Source organism: Coriobacteriia bacterium, assembly GCA_041658765.1.
Lineage (GTDB): Bacteria > Actinomycetota > Coriobacteriia > Anaerosomatales > JBAZZO01 > JBAZZO01.
The window spans coordinates 51537-70399 of record JBAZZO010000013.1 but is presented as its reverse complement, the minus strand read 5'-3'; the positions used below and the strand labels follow the sequence as shown (position 1 = coordinate 70399).

Here is an 18863-nt window from a genome sequence, read left to right as displayed (position 1 = left end):
TGCAACCCGCAATTCACGAAACGTGTATCTATGACATTTCGCGATTTCCGACTGGTCGCAAACCCCTGACCTGCACTTTTATCCTCGGACGTGGCCCAGAAGGGCAATTAGCTGCGGAACGCAGGACCTACAGCTGGGAATCCTGCTCGCCGAGCTGGGCGTGCCGCTGCGCGACGCCGACGAGCGTGCGGCGGTGTACCTGACGAACGCACTCACCGGGTGGAAGAGCGATGTCGCGCCGCCAAAGGAGAAGCGCGGCGTGGCGGGTCAGCTGCACTCGACGCTCCTGTTTCCCGAGTTCGCCGAGGAGCGCGATGCCGCCGATCGCGTGAAGCGCGAAGAGAAGATCCTCGTGGTGATCGGAAACCCGCCGTACAACCGGTACGTCTCGGTAGCTGCAGCCGAGGAGCGAGACCTGAGCGAGGCGTACAGAAGCACGAAGAGGGCACCCAAACCGCAGGGTATGGGACTTAACGACCTTTACGTGCGGTTCTTCCGGCTTGCCGAAAGGCAAATCACCGAGAGGTCTGGTATGGGGGTCACTTGCTTCATATCGAACTACTCGTGGCTGGATGGGCTGTCGTACACGGGCATGAGAGAACACCTCATGAGTGCATTCGATGAAGTGTTCGTCGACAACCTTCACGGAGACAGGATCATCTCCAAACTGCGGGCAGCTGGTTCATCTGGATGACGCGGCGGACACGCTTCCGCCGTGCCCAAACTGCAGCAAGACGGTCTTCGTCAAGCAGTAGACCAGCGCGTGCCGGGGTCCGACGGCGAAATGCTGAACGCGTCGCTCGGGTCCTGGCGCGTGGAAGATGTCGTCTGGTAGTGGAGAAGGTGATTCAGATGCGAGAGTTTCTGACAGACACAGGCGGGTGGTTCTGGGCAATCGCCGGAGCTATCCTCGGGGTGATGGTGGGTGTGCTGGCTGAGAAGGTCTGGTCAGTCTGTGCTGCCATGTGCTTCATGCTGCGCTTCAAGAAGTTCGCCGGCACATATCGTCACGATGGCGGCACGGTGATCGTCAAGACGCACCGGAGCGGTCGCTTTGAGACCGAAGGTCGGGAAATCAAGCCAGAGAACAACTGGAGCGGATCATTCCGGCTTGACGACTCGTTCCTCAGAACCGCGAGGGGAGGTTACGAGCACACCTCGCGCGCCGGTGATTGGGGCTACCACTACGTGAAGCTCTTGGACAATGGCGACATCTCCGTCCAGTGGGAGAACGTGAGCGGCGGTCAGCGACTGACGGGGGCGCTGGTGTGGCGCAGAGAGCGATGACTCCGCGCGATGTGACATTCAGCAGTGCTGCGCTTGCTGCCGTTGTCAGCGACGCGTCAGGTCAAGATGCCACACCGGCTGTCGACGCGGTGTGCTGGGCGTTCCACGAGGCACCGGAACATGCTTTTCGCCTCGCCGACAAAGTCGTTGATGACGCATGGAAGGCTGGGGCCATCGGCGACGAGGAAAACAAGGAGCAGTACGGTTGCGTGCGTCTACTGCTTGAATCCGCCGTGAGGAACCTGCATAGCGGGCTTGATTTGACTGCTCAGCTGCTGGACGCGGTGTTCTTCAATGCTCGGCTGGGTAATGGGCGGACCCGCATGAAGCGGCTCCTGTCAGCGCTCAGAGAATGCGGCCAGGCTTCTGCCGTCGTTGCTGCAGTCGATGCCCTCCAGGCGGATCCAGACTGGCTGATGTTCGAGGCGATGGCGAACACGCTGAAGCACAGGAAGGAGATTCCTCACCGGCAGTATGTGCTAGAGAACCAATTCGCCTTTCAGGTTGAGGACGGCTGGATTCTTCAGTCGGAACTGCGGAAGGCGGTCTCGAACGTCCAAGGACGATTCATGCGCGTCTTGTCCGCGCTTCAAGATGATGCGAGGGTCGTGCCCCACGGAGAGAAGGATTTGCCCCAGTCTTGACGGCAGCCGAGGCGCTGATGTGGTCGAATCGAGTAAGATTCCGGTAGGGCGCATCCACTACGATGGGACCGCCGCCGAGGGAGGTGCGATCGTGACCCCGCTGCGTACCATCGGATACCAGGGATTTCAGCCCGGCGACTGGCTGGACGCGCTCTGCGCTTCACGTGTCGAGGTCGTCATCGACGTTCGCGACATGCCGCTGAGTCGCCGCAAGGGTTTCTCGAAGACCGCGCTGCGCGAATCGCTGGCGGCGCGCGGCGTGGACTATGTCCACATCCGCTCTCTCGGCAACCCGAAGCATCTGCGGGAAGCGCTCAAGTCCGGCATGACGTTCGCGGAGTTCTCGGTGTCGTTCGAGTGTCTCCTTGACGGACGCGGCGAGGCTCTGGGCGAGCTGGCTGTCATCGCTTCGCAGCGCTCAGCGTGTCTGGTCTGCTTCGAAGAGGATCCTTCGTGCTGCCATCGGAGTCTCGTGGCCGAGCGGGTATCTCGACTGAGCGAAGGGGCGATCCGAGTGGAGCACCTTCGCCATGCTTGCTGAACTGAAGCGGATTCTCGTCACCGTCAAGACGTATCCGAATCCCAGTGCCAAGTATGACGAGACCGTGTGTACCGCCGGCATCGACTTGGCGACGGGTCGACTGATCAGGCTCTATCCAGTCAGGTTTCGGGACTTGCCCTTCATCGACCAGTTCAAGAAGTGGGACGTCATCGAGATAGAGGTCAAGCACAAAGGGTCGGATCCTAGGGGAGACACCTGGACGCCGGTCGGCGACAGCTACACGGTCGTGGATCACGTCGGCACCGGCTGCGGAAAGCCTCCCGATTGGAAGGAGCGCAAGGATCTGACCTTGCCGCTCGTCACGACGATCGAAGAGCTTCGACCGAAAGCAGAAGCTCACGAGTGCTCCCTGGGAGTCGTGAGAGTCCACGGACCGGCGATTCTGAAGGCGGTTCCAGACCCCGGCGAGTGGGACGAGGGGCAGCGCCAGGTCGTCGAGCGGCAGCAGTTGTTCGGCCGGAGCAAGCGTCCGCTCGAGCGCGTGCCGTGGAGGTTCATGTACACGTTTCGATGCAGCGACGGGTGCGGGGGCCATACGTACCAGCTGTTCGACTGGGAGGCATATGCGCTCTATCGCGGCCAGTTGGCGAAGAAGGGCGACCCGGATGCGGCAGCGGCGGATGTCGAGAACCAGTACAACGTGCGGCTCGGCACCCCTAGCCACGATGTCTGTCTCTTCGTCGGCACGCACTACCTTCGCCACGCACAATTCAGCGCCATCGGTGTCTTCTATCCGCCGCGGATGTGATCGCTGGACCTCGAACGCGTGAAGGTCGACGTGCGGGTGCCGCGCAGCTGCTCACACAGCGCGATATATGCCGCGTGCAGACTCGGGTTAGAACCCGGCAAGAGCGTCATGCGAGCATCGTCACGGAGGCGCCTGCATGGATTCGGAGCGGAACGATCTTGGCTCGCTGACGCCCATGGACGACGCCCTCTTCGGCGATGTCGCCAGCCTGATCGACAGTGCGCGCCAGCGGGTCGCGGCGTCGGTCAACAGCGAGCTCGTGATGCTCTATTGGAGCATCGGCAAGCGCGTACGCGAGGACGTCCTGGGCGGAGAGCGCGCTGCGTACGGGCAGGATACGGTGAAACGCCTGGCGGCTCGACTGACCGTCAGCTACGGTCGCGGGTATTCCTACTCCGCCCTGACCCGGATGATGAAGTTCGCGGACATGTACCCCGAAGGGCAGATTGTTGCGCCACTGGCGCAACAATTGACCTGGACCAACATCACGGAACTCCTCACCATCTCCGATCAGCTCGATTGTCCAGACATCGCCAGGACAATCGAGCCGGAGCCACTTAGTTGTCGTAGTGGGCACATGGTCGCCCGGGGATGCCATCCCCTCGGTCGGTCCGCGGTGGTAGGGGGACCGACCGCGTCGACCGACATGAGTTCGCAAGCCACTTGCGGTGCATACGCCCTTGTCTCTCCTCATGCGCCGCCGCCGTTTGGGCTCCGCTCAGATTCCGGTAAGGCCGCCCTCGTAGTCTCGTGTGGCACACGCGGATCGGCGTGTGCCCCCGCGCGAGAGGCGACAACCGGATGGACGACGATGACCTGAGAGCGCTGACGCCCGTGGACGACGCTCTCTTCGGCGATGTCGCGGACCTGATCGACAGTGCGCGCCAGCGGGTCGCGGCGTCGGTCAACAGCGAGCTCGTCATGCTCTACTGGAGCATCGGCAAGCGCGTACGCGAGGACGTCCTGGGCGGAGAGCGCGCTGCGTACGGGCAGCAAGTCATCAGGCGACTCGCCGCGAGGCTCACCGAGCGCTACGGACGCGGTTGGAGTCGGCGGAACATCGAGCGGATGATCCACTTCGCGGAGTGGCTACCTGATCGCGAGAAATGCGCGCCACTGGCGCGCAAATTGACATGGACGAACATCACCGAGCTCCTCACAATCCCCGACCAGCGGAAACGCGACTTCTACCTCGCGTTCTGCACACACGAGCGCTGGTCGAAGCGCACCCTGCGGGCAAAGATCGTCGGCAAGCTCTACGAGCGCACCATCGCCGCGCGAGGCTCCGCCGACGGGATCGAAGCCGATCTCGCCGCGCTCGCCACCACCGGCACCGTCGAGCCGGCCCTCGCCTTCCGAGACCCGTACGTGCTCGATTTCCTCGGTCTGGCACCGGAACACGGCGAAGCCGACCTCGAACGCGCGATCCTCGACGAGATGCAGCGTTTCCTGCTCGAACTCGGTGTCGGCTTCGCGTTCGTGGAGCGGCAGAAGCGCATGACCGTCGACGGGCACGACTACCGGCTCGATCTGCTCCTCTACCACATCACGATGCGGTGCTACGTCGCCCTCGAGCTCAAGACACGCCCGCTCGAACCGGGTGACTACGGGCAGATGATGCTCTACCTGCGCTGGCTCGACCACCATCAGCGGCATCCGGGTGACTCGGCGCCCATCGGGCTGATCCTGTGCACCGAGAAGGGGCCGGAACAGGTGGCGCTGCTCGGGCTCGACTCCGGGGAGGTGAGGGCGGCGCAGTACGTGGTGGACGAGGTGCGCACGGGGCTGGAGCGCATCGTGGCGCGAGCGAACGGGGCGTGAGTCACGCCCTCTCGGCGACCGTCACCTCGACGTCGACGTTCGCCTGCTCGCCGGCTTCCGTGACCGCCTCGATCCAGTCCGTCTCCGCGAGGTCCGGCGGGACGGCCACGATCGCGGTCATGAAGAACAGCGGCGTGCCGCTCACCGGCGCCTCGCTGATCGCGGTCTCCATCGACTCGATGTTGACTCCGCGAGCCGACAGCCCTGCCGCGATCTCGTGGATGATGCCCTCATGGTCGGCGCCTTCCACGACGATGCGGTATCTGAGTCGCCCGGCAGCGTCGCCGGCGTCACCCGCCTCGGTCCGGTTGGTCGTCACCTTGTAGCCTCGCGAGACCAGCGAGGCGAACGCCCCGTCGACGCGGGTGACTGCGTCCTCGGGCAGCGAGGCGAGCATGAGGATCGCGAACTCGCCGCCGAGGCGCGCCATGCGGCTGGTCTCGACGTTCGCGTCGAGCGCGAGCATCACGCGCGTGACTTCCTCGACGATGCCGACCCGGTCGGGACCGGTCAGGGTGAACACGATCTCTGTGCGCATGGTCGGCATCCTCTCCAGGGAATCCTTACCCCAGCTCCGCCTTCATCTGGTGCCACGCGTGGCGGGCGTCCTCGACCGAGCCTTCGTCCTCGATCGTGGTGATGTCGCCCGGTTCCATGTCGAGCGTGACCGCCTTGAGCACCCGGCGCATGATCTTGCCGCTGCGCGTCTTGGGCAGCATGCTCACGATGTTGATCTCGCCGATGACCGCAACCGGCCCCAGCTCGTGGCGCACCGTGTCGAGCAGTTCCTTCTTGAGTCCGGCCGTCGGTTCGACGCCGTGCTTGAGGACGACGAACGCCGAGATGACCTCACCGCGCAGATCGTCGGGCCGCCCGATGACGCCGGATTCGGCGACCGACGGGTGCATGAGGAAGGCCGTCTCGACCTCGACGGTGCCGATCCGGTGGTCGGCGATCTTGATGATCTCGTCGGCGCGGCCGGCGAACCAGACATAGCCGTCCTCGTCGATGTGCGCCGAGTCGCCGGTGTAGTACACGCCCGGTATCTTGTGCCAGTAGTCGGTGCCGTAGCGCTCGGTCTCGCCCCACAGCGTGGCGATGAGTCCGGGGAACGGGCGCTTGATGACCATGATGCCTTTCTCGCCGGGGGCGCATGGCTCGCCTTCGGTGGTCACCACGGCGGCCTCGATCCCGGGCAGGGGGATCCCGGCGGAGCCGGCCTTGATGGGGATCATGCCGAGCCCGTACGGGTTGCCGAAGACGGGCCCGCCGGTCTCCGTCTGCCACATGTGGTCGATGACGGGCACCCGGTTGCCGAGGACCTTGTTCTGGAGCCAATCCCACGCCGGGGCGTTGAGCACCTCTCCCGCGCAGACGACGCGCTCGAGGCGCGAGTGGTCCACCGAGGCGAGCGCCTCTTCCCCATAGCGCATCAGCAGGCGGACCGCCGTGGGTGACGTGAAGACGCCCGTCGCGCCGAGCTCCTCGATGGCGGCGCGCCAGTTCGCGTCGGGGCTCGGGAAGTCGAGCGCGCCCTCGAACGCCAGCGTGGTGCAGCCCAGCAGCAGCGGCGCGTAGACGATGTAGCTGTGGCCGACGATCCAGCCGATGTCCGAACCCGACCACCACACGTCGCCAGGCTTGAGCCCGAAGCACCAGCGCGCCATGGCCGTGATGTGGACCTGGTAGCCGCCGTGCGTGTGCACCGCCAGCTTCGGCTTCGCCGTCGTGCCGGAGGTCGCGAGGATGAACGCCGGTTCGTTGGCCTCCATCTCGACGTGCCCGCCGTCGCGTCCGTCGGCCCTGCCGACGAACTCCTGCCACGTCATATCGCGCCCGGCCCGCATCGACGGCGCCTCGGCCGAGCGCTGGAGCACGATCACGTGCTCGACGCTCGGGCCCGCGCTCTCCACGGCTTCGTCGACGATGCCCTTGAGCGGGATGTCCTTGCCTCGCCGGTAGGTGACGTCGGTGGTGAAGACGAGCCGGGACCCGCTCGCCCGGACGCGGTCGGCCAGCGCGTTCTCCCCGAACCCCGCGAAGACCACCGAGTGGATCGCGCCGATCCGCACGGTGGCGAGCATGAGCATGATCGCCTCTGGGCAGGTGGGCATGTAGATCGTCAGGCGGTCGCCTTTCGCTATGCCCATGCCTCGCAGGGCGGCGGAGAGGCGCTCGACTTCCAGGAGCAGCTCCACGTAGGTGAAGACGCGCCGCTGGCCACGCTCGTTGAAGTAGACCAGGGCGTCCTGTTCGCTGCGGCCGCGCCGCACGTGGTGGTCGAGGGCGTTGTACGCGAGGTTGGTCTGCGCGCCCGCGAACCAGCGGAACGACGGGTCGTCTCGCTCGAACACGCTGTCCCACTTCCGGAACCACGGCAGTTCGTGTGCCGCGCGCTCCCAGAGTCCTTCGGAATCCTCGATGCCGTCCTGGATCCACCGGTTGACGACCGGGTTGATGAGTTCCATGGGTCTTCCTCCACGCTGCCGGATGCGATGCCCCTGTCCGGATTATGCAGCGAAGAGCATCATCCTGCCGATAGGCAGACCGCGAGCGGTCGCGTGATTCCCCCGAGTGGCGCGAATGCCGACTTTCGCGCATCATCACCACGTCACAAGATCGAGACGGGAGACACACATGACGACCGCAAGCGCTCGCCACATCCTCGTCGCATCCGAGGAGCAGGCCATCGACCTGAAGAACCAGATCGCTGGAGGCGCCGACTTCGCCGAGCTCGCCGCGCAGCACTCCACATGTCCTTCGGGACGCAACGGCGGAGACCTCGGCGAGTTCGGCCCGGGCCAGATGGTGGCCGAGTTCAACGACGTGTGCTTCAACGAAGCGGTCGGCGTCGTGCACGGACCGGTGAAGACGCGGTTCGGCTACCACCTCATCGAGGTCACCAAGCGCGACTAGTGCACCAGGGCGCGGCGCTTCTCGAGGATGGCCTCGACGTGGTCCTCGAGGTGCTCGACCGCGTGGTGGAGGATCTCGCGTAGCGACTGCGTCCCGTTCTCGGAGTGGACCGCCGTGCGGCTCCACGCCTCGGCGGGCAGGCGGTCGAGGTCGGCCGCCATCTGCTCGCGTGTGACTTCGAGCAGGCGCAGGTCGAGCTCGAGGTCGCGGTCGTGATAGCGCAGCGGCCCGATGTATGCGGCCGACTCCACCCCCATCAGCAGGGGCCGGTCCGTGGCGATCGTCCGCTTGAGGCGGTCGGCCATGAACTGGTCGGAGTCCACGATATGGGCGACGACCTCCTGCGAGCTCATCTTGCCGGCGATCGGCCGGGCATGCAGCGCCGCGACGTCGAGCCCGGCTATCGCCGAGCGCAGGATCTCGGGTCCTCGACGGTAGGCGGCCACGAGTTCGGCCGGGGAGAGGGCGGCGTCGGTCATGTCGGGCTCCTTCACGCGTCGGGGCGTCGAGATGATGATAGCGCTCTTGCGCCATCCGCTTGACTCTCACGTAACGTGAGGGTCTACGCTGTCGCACGGAGGTGGACGCGATGGCGTACAGAGTCGGCGAAGTGGCCAAGCTCGCGCACGTGAGCGTTCGGACGCTGCACCACTACGACGAGGCGGGTCTGCTGACGCCCTCGCATCGCTCGGAGGCGGGCTACCGGCTCTACACCGAGGCAGACCTCGAGCGGCTCCAGCAGGTGCTCTTCTACAAGGAGCTGGGGTTCGGCCTCGACGAGATCCGCGGCCTTATGGCCGACCCCGCGTTCGACCGCCGGGAGGCGCTGCTCGTCCAGCGCGACCTCATCGCCGGGCAGGCCATCAGGTTCGAGGCGATGCTCGGCCTCATCGACAGGACGCTTCACGCCATGGAAGAAGGGACGACGATGAGCAAGGAAGAGATGTTCGAGGTCTTCGAGGACTTCGACCCCACGCAGTACGAGGACGAGGTGCGGCAGCGCTGGGGCGATACCGACGCGTACAAGGAGTCGGCGCGCCGCACCGCCCGCTACACCAAGGCCGACTGGCAGCGCTTCAAGGACGAGAGCGAGGAGATAGGCTCGGCCATCGCCGCGCTCATGGACGAGGGCGTGCCGGCCGGCGACCCTCGCGCGATGGACGCCGTGGACCGCCATCGTCTCCAGATCGACAAGTGGTTCTACCCGTGCTCGCGCGAGATGCACGTCGCGCTCGGCGAGATGTACGTCGCCGACCCCCGGTTCACGGCGAACTACGAGAAGATCCGCCCCGGCATGGCGCGTTACGTCCGCGACGCGATCGTGGCGAACGCGGCGCGGTGACTTCTGTGCCCGGGCGGGGATATATGTGCGTGACCCTATGCACCGCTCGCGCACGACGGATCGGAGGTCTCGATGAGAGAGATCCTGTACGTGGACATGTCCGGCCCCACCGCGGTCAAGGAGCCGGTCCCCGCGAAGTGGGCCCACTATGGGGGCAGGGCTCTGACGAGCGCGCTCGTCTGGGAGAAAGTGCCGCCGAAAGCCGACCCGCTCGGCGCCGAGAACGTGCTCGTGATCGCCCCCGGGCTGTTCGGAGGCACCACCGCGCCCAACGGCGGACGGCTCTCCTTCGGGGCGAAGAGCCCGCTCACGGGCGGCATCAAGGAGTCGAACTCGGGCGGTCAGGCCGCCAATGCGCTGGGTCGTCTCGGGATCGCCGCGGTAGTGGTCAGCGGCAAGCCCACCGACGCGAACGCGCGCTACATGATGATCATGGAAGCCGACGGCTCGGTGAGGTTCGAGCGCGTCGATGAATGGGCGGAGAAAGGCAACTACGAGGTCGCCGACGCCATCAAGGCGAAGCGCCCGGCCGACGACCGCTACGCCACCATCACGATCGGCCCGGCGGGCGAGGCCGGGATGAAGGCCGCCGGCATCGCGGTCTCCGACATGAAGGGCTACCCGAACCGCTTCGCCGGCCGCGGGGGTCTCGGCTCCGTCATGGGGAGCAAGGGACTCAAGGCGATCGTCGTGTCCGACAAGGGCCTGCCGAACCTCGCTCACGCCGACAAGGACGCGTTCAATGCGGCCGTCAAACGGTTCGCCGCGGCGCTCAAGGAGCACGCCGTCTCCGGCACCGCTCTCCCGATGTACGGCACGAACGTGCTCACCAACATCCTGTCCGAGGCCGGCGGCCTGCCGACGCGCAACTTCTCGAGCGGCACGTTCGAGGGCGCGGAGGCCACCTCCGGCGAGCGGCAGCGCGAGATCATCCTCGAGCGCGGCGGTGACGTCCAGCACGGCTGCCACAGCGGTTGCGTCATCCAATGCTCCCGCTACTGGGTCGACAAGGACGGCAAGTACAAGACCAAGGGGCCGGAGTACGAGACCGTCTGGTCGTTCGGCGCAGACTGCGGCATATCCGACCTGGACGACATCGCCGAGCTCGACCGGCTGTGCGGCGACCTCGGTCTCGACACCATCGAGACCGGCGCGACGATGGCCGTCTACATGGACTCCGGGGCGATCCCGTTCGGCGACGGCAAGGCCGCGCTCGCGGCGCTGCGCAGCGTCTTCGGCGGCGGGAAGCCCGGGCCGATACTCGGCCACGGCGCGGAGGCGACCGGCAAGGCGTTCGGCGTCGCGCGCATCCCGGTCGTCAAGCATCAGGCGCTGCCCGCGTACGATCCGCGCTCGGTCATGGGGATCGGCGTGACGTACGCGACCTCTACGATGGGTGCGGACCACACGGCGGGTTATGCGGTCACGGCGAACATCCTCAAGGTCGGCGGCTTCGTCGATCCTCTCAAGCCTGCCGGGCAGATCGAGCTCTCCAGGAACCTGCAGATCGCCACCGCGATGCTCGACGCGCTGGGATTGTGCATCTTCGTCGCCTTCCCCGTCCTCGACATCCCCGAGGCGTTCGCGGCCATCCACGAGATGGTCTCGGCGCACCTCGGCGAGGTGTGGGGCGCGGACGAACTGATGACGCTCGGCAAGGAGGTCCTCACGTACGAGCGGTTCTTCAACGCGAATGCGGGGTTCACCGCGGCCGACGACCGTCTGCCGAGCTTCTTCCTCACCGACCCCCTGCCGCCGCACGATGTCGTCTTCGAGGTCCCGGACGCCGAGCTCGACACCGTCTTCGATTTCGTCCCCGAGACCGCCGCGTCGATGGGTCTCTGATAGAGCGGGAGCGGAATGAAGGTCGACATAGCGCTCTTCGCGACACTCGCGCGTTACCAGCCCGACGGGGCGGGCGGACGCCACGCCCGCCCCTTCGAGCTCGCCGAGGGTACGACCGTCGCCGACGTGGCGGCGTCTCTGGCGCTTCCGGACGAGCCGCGGGTGGTCTTCGTCAACGGACGGCACGCGGAGGAGACGACGGTCCTGCGCGACGGCGACCGTCTCGCCGTCTTCCCGCCGGTGGCGGGGGGATGAGCGACGTGCGCGCAAGCCTCGGCGCGGCACGTGTCGTCGTCCTCGGTTGCGGCGGGCTGGGCAGCAACGCGGCCGCCATGCTCGTCCGCGGCGGGGTGCGCGCGCTCACGCTCGTCGACTTCGATCGCGTGGAGGAGTCGAATCTCGACCGCCAGCTCTACTTCCGCGACCAGATCGGCCGGCTCAAGACCGAGGCGCTCGCCGAGACCCTTTCGCGCATCGACCCCGAAGTGCGTCTTACGCTCGTGACCGAGCGTATCACCGAGGAGAACCTACCGCGCCTCGTGCGCGGCGCCGACGTCATCATCGAGGCGGTGGATGCGGCGGCGACGAAGGCGATGATCGTCAACGCATGCATGCGCGTGGCGCCCGGCACGCCTCTCATCACTGCGTCGGGGCTCGCCGGGACCGGTTCGGCGAACGACATCGTCACGGACCGCATGGCGCAGCGTCTCTACGTGGTGGGCGACCTGACGAGCGACGCGAGTCTCGGCTCGCCGCTGATCGCCTCGCGGGTCATGACGGCCGCCGCGCATGAGGCGCACATGGCGATCCGCCTGCTGTTCGGCATCGACGAAGCTTAATCGTCGCGGCCCTCACGGCCGGCGTCGAAGAGGCCGAGGCAGAACCGATGCGGGCCGGGAGTGCCGAACGGCGCGAACGCGACCCGGTCGCCCGGCAGGACGACGTGGTCGAGTCCGAACGCGGTGTGGTTCACGAAGACCGCCTCGATGCTTTCAAGAGGCAGATCGAGATCGAGCGCGATCGCGCGCGCCGGCACACCCTCGGGCGGGACGTCCATTTCCACGCTCGAGGGAAGGCCCCGCTCCACCCGCAGCGAGTGGAGCACGCCGAACATGTGGACGGTCGCACGCTCTCCCGCGGGCACGGTCTACGCCTCGTCCCGCATGACGTCGGCGAGGTAGCTCGCCGCCTTCTGCCCGCTGTCGGGGGCGATCGCGACGGCGACGCCTTCGCGGCCTTCGAGGTAGCGCAGCGCGCCCGCGAGTATCGCCGCGGCGGACGGACCGACGGCGAGCGCCTCCTCGCGATAGAGGCGCACCATCGTCTCGTTGGTCATCTCGTCGTCGACGGAGACGACCTCATCGAGGACCGATCGGTCGAGGATGCCCGGGACGCTCGTCTCGGTGAGGTTCTTCAGTCCCGAGATGTGGTGGCCGGGAACCGGCTCGATGCCGATGACGCGCACGTCGGGGTCGCGCTCCTTGAGGTAGCGTCCGGCGCCGACGAGCGTGCCGCATGTCCCGAAGCCGGCGAAGAAGTAGCGCACCGTGCCCTCGGCCTGCTCCCAGATCTCCGGGCCCGTGGTCTCGTAGTGGGCGCGAACGTTGTCGGCATTGTCGTACTGGTTCGGCATCACGTACGCGTCCGCGTCGCGAGCCATCGCCTCGGCCATCGCGAACGCGGTGTCCATCGGGTGCTCGCCGGCGGGGGCGTCCGCGGGGGTGCGGACGACGCTAGCCCCGAACATGCGAAGGAGCGCGTCCTTCTCGTCGGAGAGTTCGCGGGGGACCGTCGTCACGATGCGCTTGCCCATCAGCGCCGCCATCGCGGCGAGCGCGATGCCCGTGTTGCCCGAGGTCGCCTCGACGATGGTGCGGTCGCCGAGCTCGCCGCGCGCCTCGAGCCCGGTCAGCATCCACTTCGCCGCGCGGTCCTTGATCGAGCCGAACGGGTTCACCCATTCGAGCTTCACGTAGAGTGCGACTCCGGGAGGCGCCATCCGGCGCAACGCGACGATCGGCGTCGGGTTCGCCGTGTCGCCGATCATGTCCTCGAGGCGGTCGTAGCGCTTGAGCCGCGGGTCGGTGCCGAGCCGGCGTCCTGGCATGCCGGTCAGTGGACGAAGACGATCACGGGGGCGGACGTCGAACCGGCATACCGGGCGTTGCCCGCCCAGGTCGCGCGGAACCACCATGCGCCGCGGGCGCGTGTCAGGCGATACGCGAAGGTGCCCGTCCCGGAGAGCGTCCGCCGGGTGAGCGTGCGCCACACGGATGATGTGCTGGGGCGGTACTGGATGACCACGCTGCCGGCCTGCGCGGGGGTGACTCTCCCGGTGAGCGTGAACGCCCGTCCGAACGGGACGATGAAGGGCGTGGCGACGAGGCTCGTGCGGGCCCGGACGCTGACGAGACGGTCGGAGCTGGAGATCCGCTCCGTCGACGTGACGCGCCATACGACGCGGTAGCGCGTGTTCACGGTCGGGGCGATGTTCACGGAATAGCGGCCCGCCGAGTCGGTCTTCGTGCTCGAGAGAGTGGCCCAGCCCGTGGCGCCGTAGGGCTTCGCCTCGACGGATACGACCTGCTCGCGGACGGCCGTGCCGTCGCCGAACGAGACGGTCCCCCAGATGTAGGTGCCGCCGCCCGCGTCCGCGATGGAGACCGAACCCCCGATGGCCTTCGCCATGTACGCGGCCTTCGCCCACCCGGCCGCCGCGTACGGTGGATTGTGGACGCCGGAGCTGCCGTCGTTGCGGAGATACGAGCGGATGAGATAGGCCTTCTTGTAGAGCATCCAGTTCGTCGCCGACGACGTCGCGAAGCCACGCAGGTACCCGGCGTCGATGGCGGCGGACGCGGTCCGATCGCCGGCCGCGAAGGTGTCCTTCCACTCCTCGATGCTCTCCTGCAGGCTCTCGCGACTCAAGCTGGGATGGCAAGGCGTGCAGGAGTCGCCCTCTTCCTTCACCTGCCAACGTTCGGCGTCGCCCGGCTCCATCGGCAGGAACCGGTGGCTCGGGCGCTGCGCGTTGCGGGCGGTGTCGGGCATGTGGCATCCGGAGCACCTGGCCCCGGGCATGAACTCCTCGCCCAGCGTGACCTCGGGAAGGCCGCGGCCGGCGAGCATCTCGCGGTTCGGGTGGCTCACGCGCACGCTGCCCGAACGGTAGCTCGAGATCGGCAGGTCGTAGTTGGAGGTTATCGTCGTCTCGAGCACCTCGTACTGCCAGTTGTGGCAGTCCCCGCAGGAGACGCGCCTACCGGTCCGCTGGTTGGTCCTTCTACCGAGTCCCGACCTGGAGTCGTGGGAGACATGACAGATCACGCACTCCTGTGCGTACATCGCGTTGGTCGTCCAGCGCCCGCTGACGGGCAAGGTGGTCAACGTCACGTCGAACTGTGTGGGCACGATGCTCGCGCCGATGTAGTCGAGGAAGCCCTCGCCGGTGTGGCAACGCAGGCACTTCACGCGGCCCCGGGCGGCATTCAGCACGTTGTTCCCCGGGCTCGTGAGTGTCTTGGCGTGCCCCGTCTTCAGCCACTCGTTGTAGTAGCTGTGGCGCATCGTCTGGTTGGCGCCATTCGGGTAGAACTTGCTGGCGCTGCTCCCGGTCCCCGCGACGAAGCCGCCCTCGCTCGGCACCGTGCTCGCGACGTCGAAGTAGGCGGTCAGCGTCTGGTCGACGGTGTAGCCGTTGGGGTTCGAGAACTTGCCGCTCCCGGCGTAGTTGGTCTCGCGCGCCGTGCCGGTCACGTGACACTGGCCGCAGACCCGAGACGAGAGGATCGGCCGCGGGCCCGCCGTCGTCCACGCGGCGACCTCGACGCCGCAGCGCCCGCCCTCGCGGCCCGTGCCGTGGCAGACCTCGCAGAGGATGCTCAGCGCGGCGACCGTCGTCGGCGTCGAACGGCCCATCGTGGCCACCCCGTCGCCGAGCGTGTACGTGGCGTTCGCCGCTCTTGTGACGCCGAGATTGTGGCAGCCTCCGCAGCGCTGGAAATACGCGCTGACGCCGACGACACCCTCGGCCGCCCACGTCCATGCGCCGTTCTCGTACGCGCCGTTGCAGCCGTTGAGGAGGGGCAGGTCGTCGGCGGGCGCGCCAGAGGGGAACGGCACGCTCGTGGGTCCGTAGCCCGCCGTGATGGCGCTTCCCGGGATGAGCACGTACTCCTTGCCGAGGTTCGAGCCGCCGATGATGTAGGCGATGTTGGAGGGGAAGACCCGCAGGCCCGTCCCGAACGTCGGCGTCGGCCACATTCCCGATGCGGACGCCGCGGGGAGGAGGGCCGAAGGATGCGCGCGGACGTCCTGCACCATCTTGTGGTGCGGGGTGTCGCTGTTGACGATGCTCGCGCCGTCGCGGCCCGTCGAATGGCAGCCCAGGCCGGTCCCGCCCGATTGGTCGGAGCAGCCCCGCCCGACGAATGCGCGGCCGTAGGCGTTGTAGGTCACCGGTACGCCGTCGGCCAGCGCGGGCAGTGCCAGGACGAGCGCCGCCGCCGCAACGGCTAGCGCGACCCCTTTGGTCCTTGTCATGAACCCTCCCCGAGTCCCGGGCGTGCTACTTCTTGAGCAGCGCGTCGAGCGTCGACGACATCAGGTCCAGGAACTTCGCGAAGAACTGCTGGAACCTTCCGATCTCGTCGGTGGTGCCGTCGGTCTCGAAGTGGGCGCCGAAGTCACCGCCCGCGACGCGGATGGAGAGGTCCTCCATGCTCATGATCATGTGGTTGAGACGCTTGAAGACGAGGGCGTCGAGCATGTAGCCGATGACCGCCGTGGCGATCAAGAGCGTGGTGATGATCATGAAGAACGTGCGATAGAGTGATCCCTTGTCGGCGTCCGCCTGGGCCGAGATGTCCTCGATCGAGTAGACGAGGCCGAGGGGCTTCCCCGCCGCGTCCGCGACCGGGAAGACCGCATGCGCGCGGCTGCGCGAGTCGTCGCTCCACGAGACGCCCCAGAAGTCGCCCTTGCCCTTGACGCCGGCGTGGCACGTCTTCGAGCAGGCGCCGTTCTCGATGCCGATCATCTTCCCGATCTCGGGTATGGAGCCCGAGTCGACGCCGATGGTCATCCGGTCGGCGAGGCCGCGATCGGTCACGGCGGACAGGACGCTGTTCTCGCGCTCGTCCCAGTCGTTGGGCAGGTTCGCAGCCGAGCGGAGCTTCTCGTACGACTGGGCGTCGGTCGCCGCCTTGTCGAGGAGCAGGCCGTATTCGGAGCCGGTCACCTGCTTCATGCGCTCGAGGTAGGATCCGCCGTCCTTGTACAGGCTCGCGAAGTCGATAGGCTTGCCCGTGTGCGATGTGACGTCGTTCCACACGCTCAAGGACACGCTCATCGATTTCTTCGACGCGACGTCGAGGCCGCCCGAGAACGACTGGTGGAGGTAGACCATCACCACGAGCGCGCCGAGCAGGTTGACGAGCACGATGCCACCGAGGATCCGCGTACGGATCGATACGTTCTTCATCGGTCCCCTCCGTCCGATCGAGCGAGACTCGTACCCCGAGGCGAGTATAGCAGTCACGGCCGAGTGATGCCCCCAAGATGATGCTTTCGGGATATCATTCTGTTGGGAGAGTGCGTGAGGTCCGGCCTCACGCGCGCGGAGGGGGTACGCCGGTGCGGGAACCGAACCGTTCGGAGAGTCTGGCGAAGGAAGTGCGCGCCACGAGGCTGCGTCGAGCCGGGCTTGTCTTCGTCATCGTCGCGGCGGTCGTCTTCTCCGCCGTCTGGAACCCTCCTACGGGCAAGGTCCACTCCTTCACCAAGGCGAGCGACTACGATCCCGTCCGAGAGAGCGGCTGCACCAACTCCGGCAAGGGATGCCACGGGGACGAGACGTCCTACCGCGACTTCAACGCGTACCACAAGGATGCGAAATGCGTGCCCTGCCACGACTACCAGGGCGTCGGCTGCATCCCGTGTCACTACCTGAAGGAGGACGAGTGCCCGGCGTGCCATGACGGTTCGGAGAAGGTGCCGGTCGACCGGGTGCGCATATCCGACCCGTTCCCCCGGGGCCACTATCGCGAGGCGACGCACACCGCCATGGGGACCGACATGACCCAGCCCGTCCACGCGGTGAAGGGCGGTAGCGCGAAGGCGTCGTGCGACGAGTGCCATTCCCGCGACCTGAGGACGTCGCATTCGGGAGTGCCGACCGTCGCCGGCAGCGTCTACGGGCGCGATCTCGGTTGTGGCGAGTGCCACAACGACACGCGATCGTTCGGTCTGACGCAGGTGCTCTCCGACTGGAAGAAGCGCCGTTGCGAGGACTGCCACAGGGAGGGTGCCTCGTCGCCGATGCACTCGGCATCGGTGGCGGGAACGGTCGTGGCCTCGGGAGAACTCGGATGCGGACGTACCGGGTCCGGCTGCCATGTCGCGAACGACGTCCACGCTCTTCATCCCGCCAAGCCCGCGAAGTGTTCGGGTTCGGCGAAGAAGGGCGAGCCCGGCTGCCACGTCCTCAAGGTGCAGGCGATGGAGCCGACGGTGACCGCTTGCGGCGGGACCGTGGGCGCGCCTTGCCATCGCAGCTACCTCAACACGTCGTATACACACAAGAAGGACCGCTCGCTGCACGCGCCGAAGTCGCGCCGCGCGGCGTCCTACACCTTCCGGGGCATCTCGTGCGGATCGTGCCATCTGATGTCTCCGAACGGCACGAGCCTCACCGACGAACACGCGCTGCGGACTTCGAGGCGCTCGAAGGTCCCAGGCGACAACTGCCGGAACTGCCACAACAACCCCGCCTCGGCGGCCGCGATCGCGAACGACTGGTCGGCACGCGACACGCGCGACGCGTGCGAGGCTTGCCACGGCCGCAAGGGTCTCTCCGCGGCGCACGCCGCCATGGGTTCCCACGCCTCGCGCAGCACGGGGTGCGCCTCGACGGGCGCGGGCTGTCATCCGACCGGGGATCTCTCGCGGGTCGGCGCGGGATCGTACCTCCACCGTGACTGCATGCGCTGCCACGACCGCCACAGGGCGGGCGACAACCGAGCCTACGACCCGTCGGACAAGACCTGCGGCTCTGGGCGCGCCTGTCACTCTCGCGGCAGGCAGTACGACCCGCGGACGTCCGTGCATGACGGTAGGTTCGGACGTTTCGATGGTCGCGACGACTCCCACATCGCGGGAGACGCGCAGCGGGACGCGGTCTACGTCGACCCCGCCACCACACTGGGCATGACGTGCGGCTCGTGCCACAGCATGGTGCTCGGTCTCGAGCACGCCCGCGCGAACTCGAGGATCGCCCGCGGTTCCGGCACGCTCTGCGTGCGCTGTCACAGCCACAGCTCCACGACCGCGTCGCGCGTGAGGAGCGGATGGACCGCCCGCGACTCCCGGTCCGCGTGCGCGGCCTGCCACGGCTCGACCGGCTACCACAGGGGAAGGGACGCCGCGCACGTCGGCGTCGAGCGCGCGCCGAGCGGCGTCGCCCAGCCCGGGTACTGCGGTGACGGTCGCACCTGCCACACGACGACGGACCTGAGCAGGGTGCACGTGGAGACGGGGTGCATGACGGCCGGGTGTCACGCGCGCACCGGGAACATCTTCGGCCGGTGGCTCACCAGCTGCGGCGGGACGAGCGCGCAGCGCGGTTGTCACGCCGGGTACTCCGACACGGCACACGACGACCCGAACGCTCTCGCCGCCACCGCGGCGCACTAGGCGGGT

At 67.1% G+C, this 18863-nt stretch carries 20 protein-coding genes; 13 read left to right on the top strand and 7 right to left on the bottom strand.

The features are described 5' to 3' along the window. Positions 1–160: 160 nt before the first annotated feature. The 7 genes from WC971_08540 to WC971_08510 all read left to right on the top strand — a co-directional run bounded on the left by WC971_08540 (position 161) and on the right by WC971_08510 (position 5062). Entirely contained in the window at positions 161–694 is a 534-nt protein-coding gene (locus tag WC971_08540; protein MFA5844858.1) for a hypothetical protein, read from the top strand. A gap of 158 nt (positions 695–852) precedes the next feature. Next, the gene (locus tag WC971_08535; GenBank protein ID MFA5844857.1) at positions 853–1287 is read left to right on the top strand and encodes a hypothetical protein; all 435 of its coding nucleotides are present in this window, start codon (positions 853–855) and stop codon (positions 1285–1287) included. Then, positions 1269–1931: a hypothetical protein gene (locus WC971_08530; protein MFA5844856.1), complete on the top strand. Its 663-nt coding sequence runs from the start codon at positions 1269–1271 to the stop codon at positions 1929–1931. The genes WC971_08535 and WC971_08530 overlap by 19 nt, the downstream gene beginning before the upstream one ends. A gap of 91 nt (positions 1932–2022) precedes the next feature. Further along, entirely contained in the window at positions 2023–2472 is a 450-nt protein-coding gene (locus tag WC971_08525; GenBank protein ID MFA5844855.1) for a DUF488 domain-containing protein, read from the top strand. Beyond that, entirely contained in the window at positions 2462–3241 is a 780-nt protein-coding gene (locus tag WC971_08520) for a hypothetical protein (protein MFA5844854.1), read from the top strand. Before WC971_08525 ends, WC971_08520 begins: the two co-directional genes overlap by 11 nt. Positions 3242–3377: 136 nt before the next feature. After that, positions 3378–4061, top strand: coding sequence for a DUF1016 N-terminal domain-containing protein (locus WC971_08515; protein MFA5844853.1), 684 nt, complete (start codon positions 3378–3380; stop codon positions 4059–4061). Continuing rightward, positions 4043–5062, top strand: a complete 1020-nt coding sequence (locus tag WC971_08510) for a PDDEXK nuclease domain-containing protein (GenBank protein ID MFA5844852.1) — start codon at positions 4043–4045, stop codon at positions 5060–5062. Before WC971_08515 ends, WC971_08510 begins: the two co-directional genes overlap by 19 nt. 1 nt (position 5063) lies before the next feature. Here WC971_08510 and WC971_08505 read toward each other — a convergent pair whose 3' ends face one another. Then, positions 5064–5600: an ACT domain-containing protein gene (locus tag WC971_08505; GenBank protein MFA5844851.1), complete on the bottom strand. Its 537-nt coding sequence runs from the start codon at positions 5598–5600 to the stop codon at positions 5064–5066. Positions 5601–5625: 25 nt separating this feature from the next. Further along, complete coding sequence (locus WC971_08500; protein ID MFA5844850.1) at positions 5626–7530, bottom strand: acetate--CoA ligase; 1905 nt, start codon at positions 7528–7530, stop codon at positions 5626–5628. Positions 7531–7699: 169 nt separating this feature from the next. On the opposite strand from WC971_08500, the gene WC971_08495 reads away from it, so the two are divergent. Beyond that, positions 7700–7978: a peptidylprolyl isomerase gene (locus tag WC971_08495; GenBank protein MFA5844849.1), complete on the top strand. Its 279-nt coding sequence runs from the start codon at positions 7700–7702 to the stop codon at positions 7976–7978. Here the strand turns inward: WC971_08495 and WC971_08490 are convergent. Continuing rightward, complete coding sequence (locus WC971_08490) at positions 7975–8457, bottom strand: DinB family protein (GenBank protein ID MFA5844848.1); 483 nt, start codon at positions 8455–8457, stop codon at positions 7975–7977. The two genes, WC971_08495 and WC971_08490, sit on opposite strands and share 4 nt — an antisense overlap. A 110-nt stretch (positions 8458–8567) precedes the next feature. On the opposite strand from WC971_08490, the gene WC971_08485 reads away from it, so the two are divergent. The 4 genes from WC971_08485 to thiF all read left to right on the top strand — a co-directional run bounded on the left by WC971_08485 (position 8568) and on the right by thiF (position 12004). After that, on the top strand, positions 8568–9320 hold the full coding sequence (locus WC971_08485; protein ID MFA5844847.1) for a MerR family transcriptional regulator: 753 nt from the start codon (positions 8568–8570) through the stop codon (positions 9318–9320). Positions 9321–9392: 72 nt separating this feature from the next. Continuing rightward, positions 9393–11165, top strand: coding sequence for an aldehyde ferredoxin oxidoreductase C-terminal domain-containing protein (locus tag WC971_08480; GenBank protein MFA5844846.1), 1773 nt, complete (start codon positions 9393–9395; stop codon positions 11163–11165). 15 nt (positions 11166–11180) lie between these two features. Then, positions 11181–11420: a MoaD/ThiS family protein gene (locus tag WC971_08475; GenBank protein ID MFA5844845.1), complete on the top strand. Its 240-nt coding sequence runs from the start codon at positions 11181–11183 to the stop codon at positions 11418–11420. Continuing rightward, positions 11417–12004, top strand: coding sequence for a sulfur carrier protein ThiS adenylyltransferase ThiF (gene thiF, locus WC971_08470; protein MFA5844844.1), 588 nt, complete (start codon positions 11417–11419; stop codon positions 12002–12004). Before WC971_08475 ends, thiF begins: the two co-directional genes overlap by 4 nt. Here thiF and WC971_08465 read toward each other — a convergent pair. Genes WC971_08465 through WC971_08450 form a run of 4 tightly spaced genes read right to left on the bottom strand, consistent with a single transcriptional unit; the run spans position 12001 to position 16647 of the window. Next, positions 12001–12309 carry a MoaD/ThiS family protein gene (locus WC971_08465; protein ID MFA5844843.1) on the bottom strand — a complete coding sequence of 103 codons (309 nt, stop codon included), beginning with the start codon at positions 12307–12309 and terminating at the stop codon, positions 12001–12003. The two genes, thiF and WC971_08465, sit on opposite strands and share 4 nt — an antisense overlap. A gap of 3 nt (positions 12310–12312) precedes the next feature. Continuing rightward, positions 12313–13272, bottom strand: coding sequence for a cysteine synthase family protein (locus tag WC971_08460; GenBank protein MFA5844842.1), 960 nt, complete (start codon positions 13270–13272; stop codon positions 12313–12315). Between the two features lie 5 nt (positions 13273–13277). Continuing rightward, positions 13278–15707: a hypothetical protein gene (locus WC971_08455; protein MFA5844841.1), complete on the bottom strand. Its 2430-nt coding sequence runs from the start codon at positions 15705–15707 to the stop codon at positions 13278–13280. A gap of 25 nt (positions 15708–15732) precedes the next feature. Then, on the bottom strand, positions 15733–16647 hold the full coding sequence (locus WC971_08450) for a hypothetical protein (GenBank protein MFA5844840.1): 915 nt from the start codon (positions 16645–16647) through the stop codon (positions 15733–15735). Positions 16648–16799: 152 nt separating this feature from the next. Between WC971_08450 and WC971_08445 the strand changes: the two genes are divergently transcribed. Continuing rightward, positions 16800–18857, top strand: a complete 2058-nt coding sequence (locus WC971_08445) for a cytochrome c3 family protein (GenBank protein MFA5844839.1) — start codon at positions 16800–16802, stop codon at positions 18855–18857. The last annotated feature ends 6 nt before the right edge of the window (positions 18858–18863 follow it).

Bases quoted from the DNA above. Each gene is read 5' to 3' on its own strand.
- WC971_08535 (MFA5844857.1), top strand. From the start codon at position 853: ATGCGAGAGTTTCTGACAGACACAGGCGGGTGGTTCTGGGCAATCGCC.
- WC971_08520 (MFA5844854.1), top strand. From the start codon at position 2,462: ATGCTTGCTGAACTGAAGCGGATTCTCGTCACCGTCAAGACGTATCCG.
- WC971_08515 (MFA5844853.1), top strand. From the start codon at position 3,378: ATGGATTCGGAGCGGAACGATCTTGGCTCGCTGACGCCCATGGACGAC.
- WC971_08510 (MFA5844852.1), top strand. From the start codon at position 4,043: ATGGACGACGATGACCTGAGAGCGCTGACGCCCGTGGACGACGCTCTC.
- WC971_08505 (MFA5844851.1), bottom strand. From the start codon at position 5,600: ATGCGCACAGAGATCGTGTTCACCCTGACCGGTCCCGACCGGGTCGGC.
- WC971_08500 (MFA5844850.1), bottom strand. From the start codon at position 7,530: ATGGAACTCATCAACCCGGTCGTCAACCGGTGGATCCAGGACGGCATC.
- WC971_08495 (MFA5844849.1), top strand. From the start codon at position 7,700: ATGACGACCGCAAGCGCTCGCCACATCCTCGTCGCATCCGAGGAGCAG.
- WC971_08490 (MFA5844848.1), bottom strand. From the start codon at position 8,457: ATGACCGACGCCGCCCTCTCCCCGGCCGAACTCGTGGCCGCCTACCGT.
- WC971_08485 (MFA5844847.1), top strand. From the start codon at position 8,568: ATGGCGTACAGAGTCGGCGAAGTGGCCAAGCTCGCGCACGTGAGCGTT.
- WC971_08480 (MFA5844846.1), top strand. From the start codon at position 9,393: ATGAGAGAGATCCTGTACGTGGACATGTCCGGCCCCACCGCGGTCAAG.
- WC971_08475 (MFA5844845.1), top strand. From the start codon at position 11,181: ATGAAGGTCGACATAGCGCTCTTCGCGACACTCGCGCGTTACCAGCCC.
- thiF (MFA5844844.1), top strand. From the start codon at position 11,417: ATGAGCGACGTGCGCGCAAGCCTCGGCGCGGCACGTGTCGTCGTCCTC.
- WC971_08460 (MFA5844842.1), bottom strand. From the start codon at position 13,272: ATGCCAGGACGCCGGCTCGGCACCGACCCGCGGCTCAAGCGCTACGAC.
- WC971_08455 (MFA5844841.1), bottom strand. From the start codon at position 15,707: ATGACAAGGACCAAAGGGGTCGCGCTAGCCGTTGCGGCGGCGGCGCTC.
- WC971_08450 (MFA5844840.1), bottom strand. From the start codon at position 16,647: ATGAAGAACGTATCGATCCGTACGCGGATCCTCGGTGGCATCGTGCTC.